Consider the following 21,395-nt stretch of genomic DNA (forward strand, 5'->3'; position numbering starts at 1 on the left):
GTTAGTTTTTTATTCGTTCAAATTCATAATTGCTAATTCCTCCATAATCTCCTGCCATAAAAATAAACCAAGCTCCATTTTTATATCCACGAGTTAAGTTCAGATTTCCGTTTTTATTATTTCCCAAAATTGTTTTCCTTTCACGATGAAAAAATAGAGCAGGAATGGGAACTAAAATCATTTTTTTCTTAATTGAGAAATAATTATCTACAATTTCCCCATCAAATAACATGCTTTTTGTAATCGAATCATTTTCGATTAAACTTGCTTTTAATTCCGTATTACTTATCAGTTCAACTTTTACAAATGAGTTTTTAGTGGCTGCTGTTGTGTCTCCTTTAAAAGTTTTATTATCAGCAAGAATATTCCAAAGCCCAGTTTTACCATTATCTCCAATTTTGTTGCGGTAAACTCCATTTATATTTTCAGCCGAAAACTCAGTTGATTTATTTTCACTTTCGGCAATCAATTTCTTTGTTGAAAAGCAACTCGTCAGAGTCAGTGAAATAATTAGCAATATTAATTTTAATGTTTTCAGAATGTTCTTTTTTTTTAATTAACCACAACGTGTTTGTGTATGATTTCGTTGCGTGTTTGAGCAACTAATTTAGCAAATACAGACCGAATAGAAAATCCGCGAGGATTTTCGTAAGTAGGCGAGTACTAGCCATTAATTTTATACGTTGTTGTACGTAGTTTTTTAATAATCGAAATTATATTCTTTAATTAATTCTTCCCGTGATTTGGCTCCTGCAATCCATTTTCTAATGCTAATTACGTGCTTTTTCGCATTTTTTATATTAATGTCTACAATTTCATCATATTGCGTATCTAAATCTAAATGTTTTATTGAATTTAGTTCACTTGGAAATGTATAGAAAGGCATCCAGTCTTCTTCAGTCAAAACTTTAATTGGATTAATTTTTGACATTGAATTTAATTCATTAAAGTATTTTCCATTTATTTTTTTTGCGGTTACATCAACATCAAGGAATGAAAATAGTTTATGAAAGAAAAAAGATTCACCTATAAATAATTCTTTTAAATCTTCTATTTCATATAATGTAGGACAAGAGTTTTTTTCATTTCCTAAATTATTATAATCAATAAATTGTGTGCTGAATTTTGGTATGCAAATAACATCTAAATGTTCATAAATGGCTTCAATTGGATTATTCCCATAAAAGGTGGAAATATGTTTTGATATGAGTTTTTTTGACAAGGTACTTTTAAATGCAAAAATACCTTTAAAGAAAGGTGTTGAGCTCATACCTTTTTCTGTAATCATTTCAATACCTTCAAGTGATTCTTTTAGTGTTTTAGCATTGAGTGTAGATTTTATTTCAATAACAGCAATAACTGATTCTTTTTTCACAACTACTAAATCATCATCTCTGAAAGTTGGTATATAGTTATGTTGGTCATAAATAATTATATCAATTTGCTTACTGATTCCTTCTATGAAACCAGTAGCTATGTGGAATTTTTTAGGAATATATTTTGATAAAACAGAAGTAAACAATTTTTCTCTGTAATTACCTACTGTTTGACCGTGACCAATTACATAATCAATACGATTACTTTGGCTTCTAATTTCATCTGAAATTGATGATAAATATCGTTTTTTGTTTTCGAATTCTTCAAGTTCTTTAGATAGTGTAATATACTCTCCTGATTTTAATTTTTCAAATTTGAATTTATCAGACCCAACTATATTTATTTTGATAAAAGCTTCTGCAATATCTTTTGTAACGTTTAATTTTTTTTGAATGACTTTAATACAGTCTTTAATTTTTAATCGGCGTTTGTCTGATTCATAAATATGATTTATAACTAAATGCCAATTATTTAATTTTTTTTGGATTTCTAAATGTTCTTTTTTTTGGTAAGTCTTATATGTGTTGAATAATAGAAATGGCTTAACTTCTATCTCGAAATCTTCAATCTTATATTTTTTAAGTCCATTTTCATTTGTTGAATTTTCATTTGAAATCCATAAAATTTCGACGTCATCTTTGTAAATTTTTATTACTTGACCAAATGCTGTTTCTATGTAATCGTCATTTAGATTAACGAATAAATGTCTATTGTTAAATGCGTAATTTAAAAACTTTTTGACTTCCATTTTTGAAATTTCAATTTTTATATATGATTTGCTCTAAATTACGTACAACTATTATATATACCAAACATAATCATTTTGTACCGGTTAGCAAACTAATTTGTAGGAATATACCAACTTTTGTTAAAGTTTGTATATATTTGATTTTATGGCAGATATCGCAACTTTTTTAGACTTTCAGAAGCTTTTAAAAATTAAAAGATATAGTGAAAATAGTATAAACACTTATTTGGGTTTAATAAAATCGTTTCATAAATATGTTGGTTTTCAAATAGATTTAGAAAGCCTTGAAAACAAACAATTACTTGCTATTATTATACAAGTTGTTCAAGATAAAAACCTCGCTTATACTACTCACAAACAATTATGTGCAGCATTAAAACTTTTTTATAAAGAAATGTACGGTAGAGATATAGATTTTTCACCGGTTTATCCCACAAGGCGTCCAAGTCCCTTACCAAATATTATTTCTACTAAAGAGGTTAAGACTATTTTAGAAAGTCATAATAATATTAAACATAAAACTATGCTTACAGCCATTTATGCGTTGGGTTTAAGAAGCGGCGAATTAATTAATATTAAAATTGAAGATATAAATAGTGATAGAAATCAAATTTTTATTCGCTCTGGTAAAGGTAGAAAGGATCGCGTTTTACCATTGCCTAATTCTCTAAGATTTTTATTTAGAGAGTATTACTTACAATATAGACCTAAAAACTATTTGTTTTGTGGTAGAAATGGTGATAAATATGCTCCAGAAAGCTTACGCAAAGTGTTTAAAATGGCCGTATTTAAAGCTGGAATAAATAAACATATTACATTACATAGTTTGCGCCATGCGTATGCCACACATTTAATGGATAGAGGTACAGATGTTAGAATTATAAAAGAGTTACTTGGTCACAGTTCTATTAAAACCACACTTATTTATACACATGTGACACAAAAAACTTTAGAAAACATACCAAGTCCAATAGATTTTCTTTAAAATCTAGATGTTAATCGAACATTAAATACTCTGGGTGTTAAATAATTTGGTATTGCATATTGACGTTTACTATAAACATCACGCACCCATGTATTGGTAATTGAATTTTGGTTATTAAATACATTAAAAATTTCGAAACCTAAACTTAACGATTTAAAAGGTTTTTTCCAGCCGCTACTAAATTGTTTATTTTCATCTACTAAAACAAACTGAAAACCAATATCTGCACGTCTATAATCTGGTAATCTGTTTTGGTAATCGTAAGGATCTGCATAACTTGGAGAACCACCTGGCAATCCTGTATTATAAACAAGGTTTAAATACATTTTAAAGTTTGGTAAATTTGGTACATAATCTTGAAATAAAGCAGCAAATTTTAAACGTTGATCTGTTGGTCTAGCAATATAACCGCGGTCGTTAATATTTTCTTCGGTTTTTAAATATCCAAAACTAAACCAGCTCTCGGTTCCTGGAACAAACGCTCCGTTTAAACGCATATCTAAACCATAGGCATAAGCTTTAGCATTATTATTCGCTGCATAGCGTATTCTTACATTTTCAACAGTATATGGGTTGACGTCTGATAGTTTTTTGTAATACGCCTCAGTAGTTAATTTAAATGGGCGATCCCACATTTTAAAACTATAATCATTTCCTAATACTAAGTGTATAGATTTTTGTGCTTTTACGTTTAATTGTACGTCGCCATTTGCGTCTCGTAATTCTCTGTAAAATGGAGGCTGAAAGTATAAACCACCACTTACTCTAAAAAGCATATCTTTTTCCCAATTTGGTTTTATTGCAAATTGTGCTCTTGGGCTTATTACTGTTTGAAAATCACCACTAACTCCATTGTTTTTTACTTGCCAGTTATGGGCACGAACTCCTGCATTATACCAAACATCTGCATCGCCAATTGTACTGCGTTTACTCCATTGTAAATAGGCTTGTATCCTATTAATTTGTGTGTTGTTTCGCGACTGTACATTTGTAAATGCAGTTAATGGAAACTCGTCTGGTGCATATGGCTCATCATTAAATCCTGCGCCTGGAGGATTTATAGAGAATCCTGCCGAATCTATAACTTCCCATTCTATTAAACGGTCGCGAATATCTTCATTTGTATATTTAACAGACCATTTTATCTCGTTGTCTTCTACTGTTGCAGTTCCTTTATGCTCTATTGTTGTTATTAAAGCATCTAAATCATTTCTACCATGACTTAATTGACTGCCTATACCTTCAGAAAATTCTACTTCACCTAAATCTTCATCTCCTATATTACTGTTTACTTCTCCTAAACGGTATTGTGCTAAAATATCAAAATGTTCTTCTTCTGTAGTGTGATATGTAGAAGCTACTAAATTTAAATTAATATTATCATTTAAATTATAACGTGCTTGTAATGCTCCAAAAAGTGTTTGGTAACTGTCACGCTCTTGGCCTTGATAAACCACTAATAAAGCTAATGGGTTTTCTAATGTTCCAAAATTTGTTTGTCTTGTTTGTGGCTCGTAACGGTATTTATTTAACGAGGCATTACCTAAAAAACTTAACTCTAACTTATCTGTAAACTTATAGGTTAAATAAGTTTGTGCATCTATAAAAGTAGGGTCGTAGTTAGTTTCTGTTTCTTTTGCATCTACTAGTAAACTGTTATCTCTATAACGTACACCTGTAATGGATGTGAATTTTGAGTCTTTACTTGCTGTTTCTAAAGTAAGGCTTCCGCCTAATAAGCTTAAATCTAAAGCGACACCAAAATCTACGGGTTTTTTATATGTAATATCTAAAACTGAAGATAGTTTGTCTCCATATTTGGCTTGAAATCCACCTGCCGAAAAATCTACATTTTGTACCATGTCGCTGTTTACAAAACTTAAACCTTCTTGTTGTCCAGACCTAACTAAAAATGGTCTGTAAATTTCAATACCATTGACATATACAAGGTTTTCATCAAAATTACCACCACGTACATTATACTGTGTGCTTAACTCATTATTACCACTTACTCCAGGTAAGGTTTTTAAAATATTTTCTACACCAGCTTGTGCACCAGGAATTTTTCTAATAACAGCTGGAGCTATTGTTGTAACGCCTTCTACATCTTTACGTTTTTTTCCGCTAATAACTACTGTAGAAATTTGCTCAACATCAGTTTTCATTACTGGATTAAACTCAAAAACTTCTCCGTTTTTTAAATTTACTTTAATGGATACTTTTTTATGGGATACGTGAGAGTAGTTTATAGAAACCTCTGTATTGTTTTCTATTTTTAGTTCGTAAAAACCATCACGATTTGTGGTAGTTCCACTTGCATTAGCTTTAATATTTACACCTTCTATAGGTGTATTGTTTTCGTTTAAAATAACGCCGGTAACTGTTGCAGATTGTGCCAGAGCAAAAAAGGGCAGAAGCAAGGCTGTAAAATAAAATAGAATGGTTTTTTTAGTCAAGGTAGCAAGTATTATTTTCTATAAAAAATCGTTTCAAATGTAGTGCTATTTCCAACATTATCTGTAACAATTACTTTTAAATTGTTTTTGGTTTCGGTACTTACAGCATCATTAAAATCGTAAGTTAATGTTTTTCTTTTGTAATCATATTCCATTAAAATCCATTTACCATTAATGGTAGCACGGTAATTAGAGATACCAGTATTTTTATCTTCAATTTTTAATTTTAAAAAGCGGTATTTGCTTAGCCAAGATCCGTTTTTAAATTTTAAAGGTTTTATGGTTGGTGCAATGGTATCTCTTGCTAAAACGTAGGTGCCTAGGTCTTTAGTACGTGTGCTTAAAATATTTCCTTTTCTTTTTGTTGACGAATAGCTTGGCCAGTTATTCCAACCAACTAATTCTGCAATATAAAGCTGGTCTGTGTTTTCTTCTTTATAGTTGGAAATATCATAGCTTATTGTAAAATTCTTTTTTACAGGAATTATAGGTTTATGGAGTGTTAGTGTATCATTATTAACACTAAAATCTATAAAAAAATCATCATAGAAGGTATCTTTATAAAATTTAACTTTAACGTTACCTTCTTCTAATTCGGCTTCAAGGTCGTGTTGAATGTAATGCTGTAAAACCTTTTCTTCCTCAACATCTTTTGGTGGTATGTTTAAACCTTGAATATCTATTTCTACAGTTGTTTCATTACCTTTAAAATCGTTTATTTTCACCTTATATACCGATGCAGTTTCGTCAAAAATTGAAATAAAACCATCGTCAATAATATTATTATATAAGCTTAATGGGTTGTTGGGCTCTAAAAATAACTTTTGAAGCTTTTGCTTGTTAGTTTTATAATGTTCGTAATCTATTAAACGGTTTAAATGTTTAGTTTCAGCAAAAGAAAAACGCCTAAAATCTATTTCAAAATTTTCTATACCATTATGAAATGTTTTTATATTATAAACACCATTTTTATTAGCTGCTAAATCTTGCCTATCTATGGTTTGTATAGCAAAACCAATTCTTCCAAAAGCTTTTAAGTTTTCAATTTTATAATCACCGTTAGCTTTAGGTATTAAACGTAATTTTTGCTTTTTATTAGACCCATTTATGTGTGATTTTTCACCAATAGGATAAGCATAAACATTAGAGACTATTGGTTTTTTTGTGTCTTTAACATCATAACCAAAAAGCATTGGGTTTATAGGGCGTTCGGCATTATCGCGTATTTCAAAATGCAAATGTGGCCCAGAAGAACTTCCTGTGTTTCCGCTATAAGCAATAATATCTCCTTTTTTAATTTTAAGCTGGTTTGGAGTTGGAAAAAGTTCTATTTCAAAAGATTCTTTTTCATATTGTTTCGCTTTAATGAATTTTTCAATTTCTGGTCCAAATTTTTGTAAGTGCGCATAAACACTAGTGTAACCATTTGGATGTGTTACGTATAATGCTTTTCCATATCCAAAATGAGCTATTTTAATTCTACTTACATAACCATCTGCAATGCCATAAACTTTTAAACCTTCTACGCGTTTTGTTTTAATATCTAACCCAGAGTGAAAATGATTAGAACGTAACTCTGCAAAAGTTCCTGCTAATACAATTGGAATATCTAAAGGAGATCTAAAATAATCTTGAGGGTAACCGTTTTGAGATAAAACGGGCATACTTATTAAAAATAAGAAAAGTAGTATGCGCATAAATGTAATTTTGAATGTTTAAAATTTAGAAGTGTATTTGCTAAAATATACATTTGGCAACAATTATACCAAATGAATTTTAAATGATTAGTTAGTAAAAGCCATTATGTTGATTATGAGTGTGCAATATTTAAAAGATTATACAAGACGTTTAAAATTAAAAATTTATGCTAAAACAATTGTAAAATAGGTTCGGTTCTGTTAACTTTGTAAGATAAGTATTGATATTTGTAAATGAGTAATATTGAAGCTATTGTAGATAATCTTGAGAATAAAGTTAACAAAGTTTTACGCAAACAACGCCTTTTAGAAGCGGCTAACAATAAATTATCGCAAGAATTAGAACAATCTCAATCTACTATTCAAAACCAAGAAGAAGAAATTTTAACTTGGAAAGAAAAGTACGAAACACTTAAAATGGCCAATACAATACTTGGCAGTGACGATGATAAACGAGAAACAAAACTCAAAATAAACGCATTAATAAGAGAAATAGATCATTGTATTGGTCAACTATCTGAATAATGTTATATAGCATATATGGCAGAAACGCTTAAAATAAAGCTTTCAATAGCTAATAGAGTATATCCTTTAACAATTCCGCCAAGTCAGGAAGAAGGATTAAGAAAAGCGGCTAAAAATATAGATGCTATGATAAAACAGTTTGAGCAAAGTTATTCTGTTAGAGATAAACAAGATGTTTTAGCGATGTGCGCATTACAGTTTGCCTCTCAAGTAGAACAAAAAAGCTTAGACAAAGAACATGTAAATGAACATGTAGAAGAAAAGCTAAAAGCTTTAAATCTTGTGTTACAAGAGCATTTAAGTTCTTAATAAACGTTCATATAAATAAAATTAGGTTACTGCCTACATTAATTATTTTTTTGATAAACTCAACGTTAATTCTTTAAAAAGGGTGAGTTTAAGTTGTAAAAGCGTGCTGCTAATGGTGTATTTCTGAATTCAGTTTCAGTTACCATTCGGGCAGATACTTGATCAGCTTGTTAACCCTAAACTTGTTTTTAAGGAGTTTATACAAAACCAAAATTAGTGTAGGCTTTTTTTTTGTAACCAAAACAAATAACAATCAAAACTAACTAAAAATGGATAATATAATTTTAATTGTTGCAGGTGTTGCTATAGGCGCTATAATAGGTTTCGTTATAGCAAAGGTGATGGAGAAAAATAACGCCTCAAAATTGATAAAAAATGCAAAAAAAACAGCCTCTGCAATTTTAAGAGAGGCTAATAATGAAGGAGAAAGTATAAAAAAAGACAAAATACTTCAAGCTAAAGAAAAATTTATTGAGCTAAAAGCTGAGCATGAAAAAGTAATACTTTCTCGCGATAAAAAAATATCTGATGCAGAAAAACGTACTAGAGATAAAGAGTCTCAAGTATCTAATGAGTTATCTAAAAACAAAAAGCTTAATGCATCTTTAGAATCTAAAGACAAAGACTTCAACCATAAATTAGATATTTTAGAGAAAAAACAAAAAGAACTTGACAGGCTACATAAAAGTCAAGTAGAACAGTTAGAAGTAATTTCTAGTTTATCTGCAGAAGAAGCAAAATCTCAATTAATAGAATCACTTAAAAGCGAAGCAAAAAGCGACGCAATGGCTTATGTTCAAGATAAGTTAGAAGAAGCTAAGTTAACAGCACAACAAGACGCAAAGAAAATAATAATAAATACAATACAACGCATTGGTACAGAAGAAGCTGTAGATAATTGTGTTTCTGTATTTAATATTGAAAGTGACGATGTTAAAGGTAGAATTATTGGTCGTGAAGGACGTAACATTAGAGCAATTGAAGCTGCAACTGGTGTAGAAATTATTGTAGACGATACTCCAGAAGCCATTATTTTATCATGTTTTGATTCTGTAAGACGTGAAATCGCACGTTTATCGCTTCATAAATTAGTAACAGATGGTAGAATACATCCTGCTAGAATTGAAGAGGTTGTAAAGAAAACACAAAAACAAATAGAACAAGAGATTATAGAAGTAGGAAAACGTACTGTTATAGACTTAGGTATTCATGGCTTACATCCAGAGCTTATAAAAATGGTTGGTAGAATGAAATATCGCTCATCTTACGGTCAAAACTTACTACAACACTCACGTGAAGTTGCTAAACTTTGTGGTATAATGGCTGCAGAGTTAGGTTTAAACTCTAAACTCGCAAAGCGTGCCGGATTATTACACGATATTGGTAAAGTGCCAGATGCTGAGTCTGATATGGAAACGCCTCACGCAATTTTAGGAATGCAATGGGCAGAAAAATATGGTGAAAAAGCAGAAGTGTGTAATGCCATTGGTGCTCACCACGATGAAATAGAAATGACTTCACTTTTATCTCCAGTAATACAAGTTTGTGATGCCATTTCTGGAGCAAGACCAGGAGCAAGACGTCAAGTTTTAGATTCTTATATACAACGATTAAAAGATTTAGAAGATGTTGCTTTTGGATTTAATGGTGTTAAAAAAGCATATGCAATTCAAGCAGGTAGAGAATTACGAGTAATTGTAGAAAGCGAAAAGGTAAACGATCAAAATGCAGCCGATTTATCGTTTAATATATCGCAAAAAATTCAAACAGATATGACCTATCCTGGACAAGTAAAAGTAACAGTTATTAGAGAAACAAGAGCTGTTAATATTGCTAAATAGAAAAGCAAAAAGTATAAAAAAAAGCCAATTATTAATTTAATTGGCTTTTTTTAATGTCATTAAAATTTTAAAAGTAGTACCAACACCAACGTCACTTTCTACTTCAATTTTTCCACCAAAAGATTCAACTTGATTTTTTACTAAATATAAACCAACACCTTCGGCATTAGCATTATTATGAAAAGTTTTGTAGAGCCCAAAAATATCTTTCCCAAAACGTTTTAAATCTATACCACGACCATTATCTTTAAAGCATAGTGTTAATTTGTTATCTTCAACTTTAGATGAAATTATAATTATTGGCTTTCTATCTGGATGTTTATATTTAATAGCATTTGTAAGTAAATTTAAAATGATGCTTTCTAGATATGCAGAATGGTAATTAATATGTATTTCACTATCAACTTTATTAATTATTAATGCTTCACTTTTAACAATTACAATATCTAAAAGTTTTAACGTTTCTTCAATAAAAGTATGAATATTTAAAAGCTCTGAAGTCTTATCAACGTTAGATTGAACAGATACAATTTGATTTAAGTTTTGAATCGTTCTATCTAATGATTTAGAAATATTTTTTAAATGACCAATAATTTCTTCCTTTTCACTATCGTCTTCTGCATCATCATAAAATTCTAATAGACTTTCAAAATTTCCAGAATATTGCTTAAGGTTATGTGTAACTATATGTGCAAAATTTTTAAGCTTATTGTTTTGTTTTGTTGCTATAGTTAAAGCATTGTCTACCTTAGTTTTATTATTAACTTGCTGTGTAATATCTATATGTGTGCCAACAAAATGTATGTAACCGTCTTTAATAGGGTTATTAATAATTTGACCTTGATCTAATATCCATTTATATTTTCCATTCTTGCATTTAACGCGATGTCTATTAATGTAAATATTAGTAACGCCTTTAATACGGTCGTTAAAATCTTTGAAATATTGTTCTTTATCCTCTTCGTGAACTAAATCGTTCCAATCGTCAATATTATTACCAAAAGAAGCATCATCTTCATAACCAATAATTGCTTTAGAAGATTTCGAAAAATAGACACGGTTTAGTTTTTCATTATAACTCCAAACGCCAATTTTTGAAATTTCTAATGCAGCTTGTAATTGCTCTAAACTAGATTCTGGTGAGGTTATTTCCATTATTAACAATCTTATATATTATAAAATACATAAGATTTTGATAGTTTTTGAGGGAGATTAATAAAAAAAAGCTTCTTTTTTTTCAAATATAAAATATTTATAGTTAAGAACATCAATTGTAAAATAAAATATTAAGTGTTATTGTCTTGGATGAAACGTTTGCATAACCTCTTTTAAGTGGCTTTTATCCACGTGCATATAAATTTCTGTTGTGGTAATGCTTTCGTGACCAAGCATAAGTTGTATGGCTCTTAAATCTGCTCCATTTTCTAATAAGTGCGTGGCAAATGAATGACGAAATGTATGAGGTGAGATTGTTTTACCTAAATTAATTTTAGTAGCTAAATCTTTAACTATAGTAAAAATCATAGCTCTTGTAAGCTGCTTTCCTCGTCGGTTTAAAAAAAGAGTGTCTTTAAATTCACTAGCAATAACCATGTGATTTCTAACTTCGTTTCTATAAATATTTATATATTTTTGGGTAGCAGGAACAATAGGTACAAACCTTTGTTTATCTCCTTTACCAGTTACTTTAATAAAACCTTCGTCGAAAAATAAATCTGAAATTTTTAAATGCGTCAATTCGCTTACACGTAAACCACAACCATATAACACTTCAAGAATGCAACGGTTTCTCTCGCCTTGTGGTTTACTTAAATCTACAGCATTAATAAGGCTATTAATTTCTACTTCGCTTAAAGTATCTGGAAGTTTTCTCCCAATTTTTGGTGCGTCAATAGTATCTAAAGGATTATCGGTTCTATAATCTTCAAAAACTAAAAAATTAAAAAAACCTTTTAAACCAGATATTAATCGTGATTGAGAACGTGCATTTACGGTTTTAGATACACTATATATAAACTCTTGTAATGTTTGTTTATCTATAGCTATTGGCGAAACAGATATATTGTTTTCTTCAAGATATCGTATTAATTTTTTTATATCAAAGCTATAATTATCAATAGAGTTAATAGATAATCCTCTTTCAATTTTTAAGTATAATGTATAATCCTGTAAAGCTTGTTTCCATACCATAAGATGCTAAATATATAAAATTTGTTAACTTAAAAATAATATTGTTTGTAAGTCGTTGAGTTTAATATAATAGCATAAAAACCCACCTTAACAAATGTTAACGTCTTGTTAAAAACTAATAAATGTTAGTTAAATTTTAAGTAGTTTCGCCCATATTAATCAAAACTAAAAAACTTATTTATTATGAAAAAACTATTTACAATTGCAGCATTTGCTGTATTAGGAATTACAAGTGTAAACGCACAAGAAGTAAATTTTGGAGCTAAAGCCGGAGTTAACTTTGCTACAATAACTGGAGATGATACTGACGGTATTGATTCTAAAACTGGCTTTCATGTTGGTGCGGTTGCAGAAATCATGATTTCAGAAAAATTCTCAATACAACCAGAATTAGTATATTCTTCTCAGGGAGCTAAAGATTCTGAAACTGAAACCGAAACATTCAACGGAGAAACAGTATTTTTTAAAAGTGAAGCTAAAAGAAAATCTGATTATATTAATTTACCTATAATGGCTAAATTTTATGTAGCTGATGGATTTAGTCTTGAAGCTGGACCACAAGTAGGATTTTTAGTTAATTCTGAAGCTGAACTTGAATATACTGAATCTTATGAAGGTGAAACTTATTCTGAAAAAGAAACTGTAGATTTAAAAGATTTCACAAGTAGTATTGACTTTGGTGTAAACTTTGGATTAGGTTATAAATTAGATAATGGTTTAAACTTTGGAGCTAGATATAATTTAGGACTTTCTAATATTAACGATGGAGAAGGTTCTGATAATTTTAAAAATCAAAACTCAGTTATACAAGTTTCTGTTGGATTTTTCTTCTAATTGAAAAAACAATAATATTTTAAAGCCGAAGCCTATGCTTCGGCTTTTTTTATACCATAACTTTTGTACTTTTACATTATGAAAAAACTTATTATTATAAATGGACCTAACCTAAACTTATTAGGAAAAAGAGAACCTAATGTATACGGTAATTTATCGTTTACAGAGTTTTTTGATACAGTTAAGGCTAAATATCCAGAAACTGTTTTAGAGCATTTTCAATCTAACATAGAAGGCGAGATAATAGATAAACTTCAAGAATGTGGTTTTACTTACGATGGTATTATTTTAAACGCTGCGGCTTACACGCATACATCTGTAGGAATTGGCGATGCGGTTAAAGCTATTGAAACTCCTGTAATAGAAGTGCATATTTCTAATACTTTTGGTAGAGAAGAGTTTAGGCACCAATCTTATATATCAGCAAATGCTAAAGGTGTTATTTTAGGTTTTGGATTACAGAGTTACGAATTAGCCATACAAAGCTTTTTATAGTTTTAAGGTACTTACTGGTATTTTAAACAGACTACCACAATAAATTTTCTTAAAAAAAAATTAATGTTTTTGGGCTAACTTACGTGTTTTATTAAAATGAGTTAAAAAACAGAATATAGCTGTTAAACCCTGTTAATAGGACATCTTTTTTTGTTTACAGTTCGTAATTTCGATGTAATAACCAAAAAAAGTAAACATGAAAAAATTAATTTTAAGTACAGTAGTATTCGTATCTGGATTAGCATTTTTAAATGCACAATCAGATTCAAAACAAATTCAATTAGGTGTTAAAGGTGGAGTGAATTCATCTACTATTAGTGGAGACGATTTTGGAGATCCAGATTCTAGAACAAGTTTTAATGCAGGTTTAGTGGCTGAAATTCCAATTTCTGAGCGTTTATCTTTTCAACCAGAGGTATTTTATTCTGGCCAAGGTTTTGATGTACAAGAAATAGATCAAGACAATGCTTTTGATACAGATGATAATATTGAATACCAATTAGATTATATTCAAGTACCATTATTATTAAAGGCTTATGTGGTTAAAGGTTTAAGTGTTGAAGCAGGACCACAATTTGGATTTAAAATTCATGAAGAGTTCGATTCTCAGCCAACAAGTGATGGTGGAGATATTGAAATTGACTCAGACGATTCTTACGTGAAAGATTTTGATACTAGTGTTGCCGTTGGTGCTTCTTACAAATTTGATAATGGCTTTTTCTTAAGTGGCCGTTATAATATTGGAGTAACAGATATTTTTGATGATGGTACACCATTTGAAGGTGTAGATGCTAAAAATAATGTATGGCAATTTGGAGTAGGTTTTATGTTTTAAAACTTGTAAATATTAAACAAAAAAAGTTCCAGAATATTCTGGAACTTTTTTTTGTTTTAAACTTAATGTTTAATTTTTTTTATAAATGTATTACCTCATCGTAAGCATCTGCTACAGCTTCCATTACCGCTTCACTCATAGTTGGGTGTGGATGTATAGCTTTTAATACTTCGTGACCTGTAGTTTCTAATTTACGGCCCAAAACAGCTTCGGCAATCATATCTGTAACACCAGCACCAATCATGTGGCATCCTAACCATTCACCATATTTAGCATCAAAAATTACTTTTACAAAACCTTCTTTATTTCCTCCAGCACTTGCTTTACCAGAAGCAGAGAAAGGGAATTTACCAACTTTAATATCGTAACCTTTTTCTTTAGCTTGTTTCTCTGTTAAACCAACACTAGCAATCTCTGGAGTACAGTAAGTACAACCTGGTACATTACCGTAATCTATAGCTTCAACATGCATTCCTGCAATTTTTTCAACACATAAAATAGCTTCAGCCGATGCTACGTGTGCTAATGCTTGGCCTGGAGTAATATCTCCAATGGCATAGTAACCAGGAATATTTGTTTGGTAATAGTTATTTACTAATACTTTATCTCTATCTACTGCAATACCAACATCTTCAAGGCCAATATTTTCTATATTAGATTTAATTCCGACAGCCGATAATACAATATCAGCTTCTAATACTTCTTCACCTTTTTTAGTTTTTACAGTAGCTTTAACGCCATCACCAGAAGTGTCTACACTAGTAACTTCTGCAGATGTCATTACTTTAATACCGTTTTTCTTGAAAGAACGCTCTAATTGCTTAGAAACATCATCATCTTCAACAGGTACAATTCTATCTAAATATTCTACAATTGTTACTTCTGTACCCATAGAGTTATAGAAGTATGCAAATTCAACACCAATGGCACCAGAACCTACAACAATAATCTTTTTTGGTTGTTTTGGTAAAGACATTGCTTGTCTATAACCAATTACTTTTTCACCATCTTGTGGTAAACTTGGTAATTCTCTAGAACGTGCACCAGTTGCAATAATAATATGGTCTGCACTATATTCTTTACCATCTACATCAACTTTCTTTCCTGTTTTTAACTTTCCAAAACCATCAATAACATCGATTTTGTTTTTTTTCATTAAAAACTTTACACCATTACTCATACCTTCAGCAACACCACGACTACGCTTTACAACAGCATTAAAATCTTTATCGTATTCTTTTACTGAAAGGCCATAATCTTCAGCATGCTTTAAATATTCAAAAACCTGCGCAGATTTTAGTAGCGCTTTTGTAGGTATACATCCCCAATTTAAACATATTCCACCAAGACTTTCTTTTTCAATAATTGCTGTTTTAAACCCTAATTGAGAAGCTCTAATGGCAGCTACGTAGCCTCCAGGACCACTACCAAGTACAATAATATCGTATTTACTCATTGTGTATTTTTTTGTCGTTTTAAGAAGTTACGAAGTTACAAAACCAAAATTTAATAAAGAATCTAGAATCTTAAAAAAAATATATCTTTTACTACCTTTGTAGAGCAAGTTAAATAATATGAACATACCTAAGTCTAGTTTTCCACGAGTTATAATTATTGGTGGAGGTTTTGCTGGCATTGCTTTAGCAAAAAAATTATCTAAACAAGAAGTACAAGTTGTACTTTTAGATAAACACAATTACCATACGTTTCAACCTTTATTATATCAAGTGTCTACAGGTGGTTTAGAGCCAGACTCTATTGCTTACCCAATACGTAAAGTGTTACAGGATTTCCCTAATTTCTTTTTTAGACTCGCAAATGTTTTAGAGATAGATACCAAAAACAATACTGTTATCACCAATATAGGTGACTTAAAGTTTGATTATTTGGTAGTAGCTTCTGGATCTAAAACCAATTATTTTGGTAATACATCCATTAAAGAAAATAGTATGGAGATGAAAACCGTACCGCAAGCTTTAAACTTAAGAAGTTTAATTCTTGAAAATTTTGAGGATGCATTATTAACATCAGATTTAAACGAGAGAAATGCTTTAATGAATTTTGTAATTGTTGGAGCAGGACCAACAGGAGTAGAACTTGCTGGTGCTTTAGCCGAAATTAAAAAAGGAATATTGCCTAAAGATTACCCAGATTTAGATACGCGTCTAGCGCAAATTAATTTAATTCAGTCTGGAGATAAAATTTTAAAAACCATGAGTGCCAAAGCTTCTAAAAAGGCAGAAGATTTTTTAGAGAATTTAGGAGTTCATGTTTGGAAAAATATTAGAGTTACAGGATACGATGGAAAAACAGTTACTACAAATAGCGATTTAACTTTTGATGCTGCTACGGTAGTTTGGGCGGCTGGTGTAAAAGGCGCAACTATTAAAGGCTTAGATGCAGAACAGTTTGTAACTAGAGGAAATAGAATTATTGTAAATGAATTTAATCAAGTAAAAGGGTGTGATAACGTTTTTGCAATTGGCGATGTAGCACAAATGGAAACAGAAACTGTACCATTTGGTCACCCAATGATGGCACAACCGGCGATACAACAAGGTAAATTATTAGGAGAAAATTTATTAAAGTTGTTAGAAAGTAAACCTATGACACCTTTTGTGTATAATGATAAAGGTTCTATGGCAACAATAGGCAGAAACAAGGCTGTTGTAGATTTGCCAAAATTTAAATTTCAAGGTGTTTTTGCTTGGTTTGTATGGATGTTTGTACACCTGTTTTTTTTAATAGGTTTTAGAAACCGAATGGTTGTTTTTATAAATTGGGTTTATAATTATATTAGGTTTGATAGAGAAGCACGCTTAATAATTAGGCCGTTTAAAAAGGAATTAAAATCTTAAGTTTTATTGTTTTGGTTTGCTGAATTTTTCTGCATTAAATTGGTCTGATTGTCCTTTGGGTATAGATAAACTCTGCCATGATTCATTTTTAATTTGCTTTCCAATATGTGCTATTTGCCCAATATGGTAACTATAATGCCCTAATTGTCTAAAAATAGCTTCGGCTACCAAATGACTTTCATTTCTAATATAAACTGTTTTATTTAAATCGTCGTTGTTTAAAGGCGTAATTGCATTAAAAAGGCAAGTCCATCCTTTATTCCAATCGGCTAATAATTGTTCTTTTGTAGTATAAGTAGCTTGAAATTCCTGCTCACGTTGTCTCCAGGTTTTTTCGCCATCTTCGGTTAAAAAATTAGTCCAACGGCTTAACATATTACCAACCATGTGTTTTACTATTATTGAAACACTGTTAGAATTGTCGTGAGATTGCCAGTTTATTTCATTAAAAGACAACTGCTGGAGAGTTTTATCTCCAGCAGTTTTATAATAGTTAAACTGTTTTATTATACTGGTTATATAGTTGTTATTCATTTTTAAAATCTACACTAGCGCTATTTACACAAAATCTTGTTCCGGTTTCTGTAGGACCATCGTTAAAAACATGACCTAAATGTCCGCCACAATTTGAGCATACAATCTCGGTTCTAATCATGCCATGGCTTTTATCTAGAATATTTGTAATACTACCAGGAATAGCTTCATCAAAACTTGGCCAACCACAATTTGATTCAAATTTACTATCGCTTTCAAATAGCTGTTGGTTACAAGCTGCACAATGGTAAGCTCCAGACTCAAAATGCAAATTGTATTTTCCTGTATGTGGCATTTCGGTGCCTTTTTTTCTTAAAATACGATATTGCTCATCTGTTAGCTCTTTACGCCATTGCTCTTCAGTTTTATTTACTTTAAATTCTTTCATTATTTTTCTGGTATAAAATTTAATGCCACGCCATTAATACAATGTCTTTTTCCGGTAGTGTCTCTAGGACCGTCGTTAAATACATGTCCTAAGTGACCACCACATGTTGCACAATGCTCTTCGGTTCTAGCATGACCTAGTTTGTAATCTACAGAAAAATCTACATTTCCTTTAATTTCTCTATCAAAACTTGGCCAACCGGTACCAGAATCAAATTTATGTTCACTTTTAAATAATGGTGTTTCACAAGCAGCACAAACATAAGTTCCTGCTCTGTATTCTTTATTTAATTTACTAGAAAAAGGTCTTTCGGTTCCAGCTTCTCTTAGTACTTTAAATTCACTTTCTGTTAATTCATTCTTCCATTCCTGTTCAGTTTTAGAAACTTCGTAAACTTTATTTTCTTTGGTTTTGTCTTGGGCAGTGCCATTACAATTAAATAGGATAACAGAAATGGCAAGTAATAACAATTTTTTCATAATAACTTTAAATTAGTTTAAATTATTAGTCGTTAAATAAATAAAATCTTAATGTAGAATGCGTTAATCATTTCATAATTTTTTAAAAACTTATTATATTTTACTTTTTTCTGTACTAATTATTTAAATTAGTAGTCCAACTACAATTTTATATAAAAAACCAGAATGAACATATTTCACATTAGCGCAGAGTGTTACCCAATTGCAAAAATAGGTGGTCTGGCCGATGTTGTTGGAGCACTACCAAAATATCAAGCTAATAAAAATGTAAGTGCAAGTGTTTTAATGCCATTTTATAACAATACTTTTACACAAGCACATACATTTACTTCAATTTATAATGGCACGATTACTTTAGGTTATGAAGAATTTGATTTTAGAGTATTAAAGGTAAATGAAGATGTTTTAGAGTTTCCTGTTTGCTTTGTGGATGTTCCAGAATTACTTTACAAAAGCTTTGTTTATTCTTATGATGATGCTAAGCGTTTTTTAGCTTTTCAAATAGCATGCTTAGATTGGATGCTAACTTTGGATAATAGACCAACAATTATACATTGTCATGATCACCATACTGGACTAATTCCATTTATGGCTCAAGAATGTTATAAATATGAAGAATTAAATACTATTCCTGTAATTACAACCATACATAACGCACAATACCAAGGTTGGTTTAATTATGATAAATTTCACCTCATTCCAAAATTTAATAACGAAAATTCTGGTCTTTTAGATTGGGACGGACAAATAAATCCTCTTGCTGCTGCTATTAAATGCGCATGGCGAGTGACCACTGTATCTCCAACTTATATGGAGGAATTAAAACAGAATGCAAATGGATTAGAAACCTTACTTAATAACGAAAGGAATAAATGTATTGGTATTTTAAACGGAATTGATACTAAGGTGTGGAATCCTGAAACTGATAGTTTTATAGTTGAAAATTTTAGTAAAACTACTGTGCAGTCTGGAAGAGCGGCAAATAAAAAATGGATTTGTGATACTTATAACTTAGATATTAATAAACCATTATTTGCTTTTATTGGTAGGCTAGTAGGTGAAAAAGGAGCAGATTTATTACCTGAAGCTCTAAAAATAGCTCTAGAATCTAAACAATGTAATGTTTTGGTTTTAGGTTCTGGAGAAAAACAAAGAGAAGAAGCGTTAGAGGCTATAAAAGTAAATAACAAAGGGTTTTATAATACTTATATAGGTTATGATGAAAAACTTTCACATATAATTTATGCTGGAACAGATTTTTTATTAATGCCATCTCGTGTAGAACCTTGTGGTTTAAACCAAATGTATGCACTTAGATATGGCGCAATACCAATTGTAAGAAGTATTGGAGGTTTAAAAGATACTGTAATAGATATATCTAATAATGGTTTTGGTATATGCTTTAATACACTTACTGTTAAAAATATAGTAGATAGTATTTTTAGAGGTATTGCACTTTACGAAAACCAAAATAAATTTAAAGACATTAGAAAATCCATAATGACTATTGATCATTCATGGGATAAATCGGCAAAAGACTATTTAAACCTATACCAATCCATAAACTAAAAAACTATGATTAATGACAAAGTACTCTCAATTATTCTAGGTGGTGGCCAAGGCTCAAGATTGTATCCATTAACCGAAGCGCGCTCTAAACCAGCCGTGCCAATTGCAGGTAAATACCGTTTGGTAGACATACCAATATCTAATTGTATAAATTCAGATATTAAGCGCATGTTTGTATTAACACAATTTAATTCGGCGTCATTAAATAGGCATATTAAAAATACGTTTCATTTTAGTTTTTTTAGTTCGGCATTTGTAGATGTATTAGCAGCAGAACAAACACCAGAAAATAAAGGTTGGTTTCAAGGAACAGCAGATGCTGTTAGGCAAAGTATGCATCATTTTTTAAGGCATGATTTTGAGTATGCTTTAATACTCTCTGGAGATCAATTATATCAAATGGATTTTAATGATATGATAAATGCTCATATAGAGGCTAATGCCAAAATATCTATAGCAACAATACCTGTAAATGAAAAAGATGCAACCTCTTTTGGAATTTTAAAAACCGATGAAAATAATATTATAACCTCATTTATAGAAAAACCAGATGCTTCATTGCTTCCAGATTGGACGTCGCAAACTAGTGAAGACATGCAAAAACAAGGTAAAAACCATTTAGCATCAATGGGAATTTATATTTTTAACAGAGATTTGTTAGTTGATTTAATGAATGATGAATCAACCATAGATTTTGGTAAAGAAATCATTCCACAATCCATTAAAGAACATAAAACATTAAGCTACCAATTTGAAGGATATTGGACAGATATAGGAAACATAGACTCCTTTTTTGAAGCTAATCTTGGACTAACAGATGAGATTCCAAAATTTAACCTTTACGATGTAGCACAAAGAGTGTATACAAGAGCGAGAATTTTACCAACATCTAAAATATCTGGAACAGCTTTAGATAGAGCAGTAATAGCAGAAGGTTGTATTATTCATGCAGCAAAAATAGAAAAATCTGTAATTGGTATTCGATCTCGAATTGGAAAAGAATCTACGGTTATTAATACCTACATGATGGGTAATGATAAATATGAAACCTTAAATGAAATTGAAGCATCTAAAATAGAAACACTAATAGGTATTGGAGAACGCTGCTTTATAAAAAACTGCATTATAGATAAAAATGTAAAAATAGGTGATGATGTTAGAATTAACGGCGGTAGCCATTTAGAAGATATGGAAACCGATAAAGTGTTTATAAAAGAAGGAATAGTAGTTGTTAAAAAAGGAGCAATAATTCCAAAAGGATTCGTAATATAAACC

Annotated in this window: 20 protein-coding genes and 1 other RNA gene; 11 read left to right on the forward strand and 10 right to left on the reverse strand. The window is 30.5% G+C overall.

All coding sequences use genetic code 11. From position 1 onward, the window contains the following. Nucleotide 1: 1 nt before the first annotated feature. Nucleotides 2-469 carry a hypothetical protein gene (locus tag BM549_RS07740; protein ID WP_290469751.1) on the reverse strand — a complete coding sequence of 156 codons (468 nt, stop codon included), beginning with the start codon at nt 467-469 and terminating at the stop codon, nt 2-4. A gap of 231 nt (nt 470-700) precedes the next feature. Next, nucleotides 701-2,125 carry a DUF6602 domain-containing protein gene (locus tag BM549_RS07745; RefSeq protein WP_290469752.1) on the reverse strand — a complete coding sequence of 475 codons (1,425 nt, stop codon included), beginning with the start codon at nt 2,123-2,125 and terminating at the stop codon, nt 701-703. Between the two features lie 145 nt (nt 2,126-2,270). On the opposite strand from BM549_RS07745, the gene BM549_RS07750 reads away from it, so the two are divergent. Then, nucleotides 2,271-3,110 (forward strand): tyrosine-type recombinase/integrase, encoded by an 840-nt coding sequence (locus BM549_RS07750; RefSeq protein WP_290469753.1) that lies wholly within the window; start codon nt 2,271-2,273, stop codon nt 3,108-3,110. Here BM549_RS07750 and BM549_RS07755 read toward each other — a convergent pair. Both BM549_RS07755 and BM549_RS07760 read right to left on the reverse strand, forming a co-directional pair. Continuing rightward, nucleotides 3,107-5,530 (reverse strand): carboxypeptidase-like regulatory domain-containing protein, encoded by a 2,424-nt coding sequence (locus BM549_RS07755; protein WP_290469754.1) that lies wholly within the window; start codon nt 5,528-5,530, stop codon nt 3,107-3,109. The genes BM549_RS07750 and BM549_RS07755 overlap by 4 nt on opposite strands. A gap of 47 nt (nt 5,531-5,577) precedes the next feature. Then, complete coding sequence (locus tag BM549_RS07760) at nt 5,578-7,263, reverse strand: M23 family metallopeptidase (RefSeq protein WP_290469755.1); 1,686 nt, start codon at nt 7,261-7,263, stop codon at nt 5,578-5,580. A 234-nt stretch (nt 7,264-7,497) separates the two neighbouring features. Between BM549_RS07760 and BM549_RS07765 the strand changes: the two genes are divergently transcribed. The 4 genes from BM549_RS07765 (at nt 7,498) to rny (ending at nt 9,938) form a co-directional block, all read left to right on the forward strand. Then, nucleotides 7,498-7,788, forward strand: coding sequence for a hypothetical protein (locus tag BM549_RS07765; protein ID WP_290469756.1), 291 nt, complete (start codon nt 7,498-7,500; stop codon nt 7,786-7,788). A gap of 15 nt (nt 7,789-7,803) precedes the next feature. Then, on the forward strand, nt 7,804-8,097 hold the full coding sequence (locus BM549_RS07770) for a cell division protein ZapA (RefSeq protein ID WP_290469757.1): 294 nt from the start codon (nt 7,804-7,806) through the stop codon (nt 8,095-8,097). A gap of 57 nt (nt 8,098-8,154) precedes the next feature. After that, nucleotides 8,155-8,296: non-coding RNA, 6S RNA (gene ssrS / locus BM549_RS07775), on the forward strand. Nucleotides 8,297-8,366: 70 nt separating this feature from the next. Then, nucleotides 8,367-9,938 carry a ribonuclease Y gene (gene rny, locus BM549_RS07780; protein WP_290469758.1) on the forward strand — a complete coding sequence of 524 codons (1,572 nt, stop codon included), beginning with the start codon at nt 8,367-8,369 and terminating at the stop codon, nt 9,936-9,938. Between the two features lie 36 nt (nt 9,939-9,974). Here rny and BM549_RS07785 read toward each other — a convergent pair whose 3' ends face one another. After that, nucleotides 9,975-11,093, reverse strand: a complete 1,119-nt coding sequence (locus BM549_RS07785; protein WP_290469759.1) for a PAS domain-containing sensor histidine kinase — start codon at nt 11,091-11,093, stop codon at nt 9,975-9,977. 138 nt (nt 11,094-11,231) lie between these two features. Continuing rightward, nucleotides 11,232-12,128, reverse strand: a complete 897-nt coding sequence (xerD, locus tag BM549_RS07790; protein WP_290469760.1) for a site-specific tyrosine recombinase XerD — start codon at nt 12,126-12,128, stop codon at nt 11,232-11,234. A 183-nt stretch (nt 12,129-12,311) separates the two neighbouring features. Here xerD and BM549_RS07795 point away from each other — a divergent pair, with 183 nt between their 5' ends. The 3 genes from BM549_RS07795 to BM549_RS07805 all read left to right on the forward strand — a co-directional run bounded on the left by BM549_RS07795 (nt 12,312) and on the right by BM549_RS07805 (nt 14,292). Next, on the forward strand, nt 12,312-12,962 hold the full coding sequence (locus BM549_RS07795; protein ID WP_290469761.1) for a porin family protein: 651 nt from the start codon (nt 12,312-12,314) through the stop codon (nt 12,960-12,962). 78 nt (nt 12,963-13,040) lie between these two features. Then, nucleotides 13,041-13,457 carry a type II 3-dehydroquinate dehydratase gene (gene aroQ / locus BM549_RS07800; protein ID WP_013871309.1) on the forward strand — a complete coding sequence of 139 codons (417 nt, stop codon included), beginning with the start codon at nt 13,041-13,043 and terminating at the stop codon, nt 13,455-13,457. 196 nt (nt 13,458-13,653) lie between these two features. After that, nucleotides 13,654-14,292 carry a porin family protein gene (locus BM549_RS07805; RefSeq protein WP_290469762.1) on the forward strand — a complete coding sequence of 213 codons (639 nt, stop codon included), beginning with the start codon at nt 13,654-13,656 and terminating at the stop codon, nt 14,290-14,292. A gap of 79 nt (nt 14,293-14,371) precedes the next feature. Here the strand turns inward: BM549_RS07805 and lpdA are convergent, their stop codons facing one another. Next, nucleotides 14,372-15,748 (reverse strand): dihydrolipoyl dehydrogenase, encoded by a 1,377-nt coding sequence (gene lpdA / locus BM549_RS07810; RefSeq protein ID WP_290469763.1) that lies wholly within the window; start codon nt 15,746-15,748, stop codon nt 14,372-14,374. A 118-nt stretch (nt 15,749-15,866) separates the two neighbouring features. Between lpdA and BM549_RS07815 the strand changes: the two genes are divergently transcribed. Beyond that, nucleotides 15,867-17,150, forward strand: a complete 1,284-nt coding sequence (locus BM549_RS07815; RefSeq protein ID WP_290469764.1) for an NAD(P)/FAD-dependent oxidoreductase — start codon at nt 15,867-15,869, stop codon at nt 17,148-17,150. A 3-nt stretch (nt 17,151-17,153) separates the two neighbouring features. Here BM549_RS07815 and BM549_RS07820 read toward each other — a convergent pair whose 3' ends face one another. The 3 genes from BM549_RS07820 to msrB (BM549_RS07830) are packed head-to-tail and all read right to left on the reverse strand — an operon-like array spanning nt 17,154 to nt 18,551. Next, complete coding sequence (locus BM549_RS07820) at nt 17,154-17,684, reverse strand: DUF1572 family protein (protein WP_013871305.1); 531 nt, start codon at nt 17,682-17,684, stop codon at nt 17,154-17,156. After that, the gene (msrB, locus tag BM549_RS07825) at nt 17,677-18,072 is read right to left on the reverse strand and encodes a peptide-methionine (R)-S-oxide reductase MsrB (RefSeq protein ID WP_290469765.1); all 396 of its coding nucleotides are present in this window, start codon (nt 18,070-18,072) and stop codon (nt 17,677-17,679) included. The genes BM549_RS07820 and msrB (BM549_RS07825) overlap by 8 nt, the downstream gene beginning before the upstream one ends. Then, a complete protein-coding gene (gene msrB / locus BM549_RS07830) occupies nt 18,072-18,551 on the reverse strand; it encodes a peptide-methionine (R)-S-oxide reductase MsrB (RefSeq protein ID WP_290469766.1) in 480 nt (159 codons plus the stop codon). Before msrB (BM549_RS07830) ends, msrB (BM549_RS07825) begins: the two co-directional genes overlap by 1 nt. A 165-nt stretch (nt 18,552-18,716) precedes the next feature. Between msrB (BM549_RS07830) and BM549_RS07835 the strand changes: the two genes are divergently transcribed. Together BM549_RS07835 and BM549_RS07840 are read left to right on the forward strand one after the other, a co-directional pair. Then, nucleotides 18,717-20,120, forward strand: a complete 1,404-nt coding sequence (locus tag BM549_RS07835; RefSeq protein WP_290469767.1) for a glycogen synthase — start codon at nt 18,717-18,719, stop codon at nt 20,118-20,120. Nucleotides 20,121-20,126: 6 nt separating this feature from the next. After that, a complete protein-coding gene (locus tag BM549_RS07840; RefSeq protein ID WP_013871301.1) occupies nt 20,127-21,392 on the forward strand; it encodes a glucose-1-phosphate adenylyltransferase in 1,266 nt (421 codons plus the stop codon). Nucleotides 21,393-21,395: the final 3 nt, after the last annotated feature.

The organism is Lacinutrix sp. MedPE-SW (assembly GCF_001874145.1).
In the GTDB taxonomy this organism is placed as follows: Bacteria; Bacteroidota; Bacteroidia; order Flavobacteriales; family Flavobacteriaceae; genus Lacinutrix.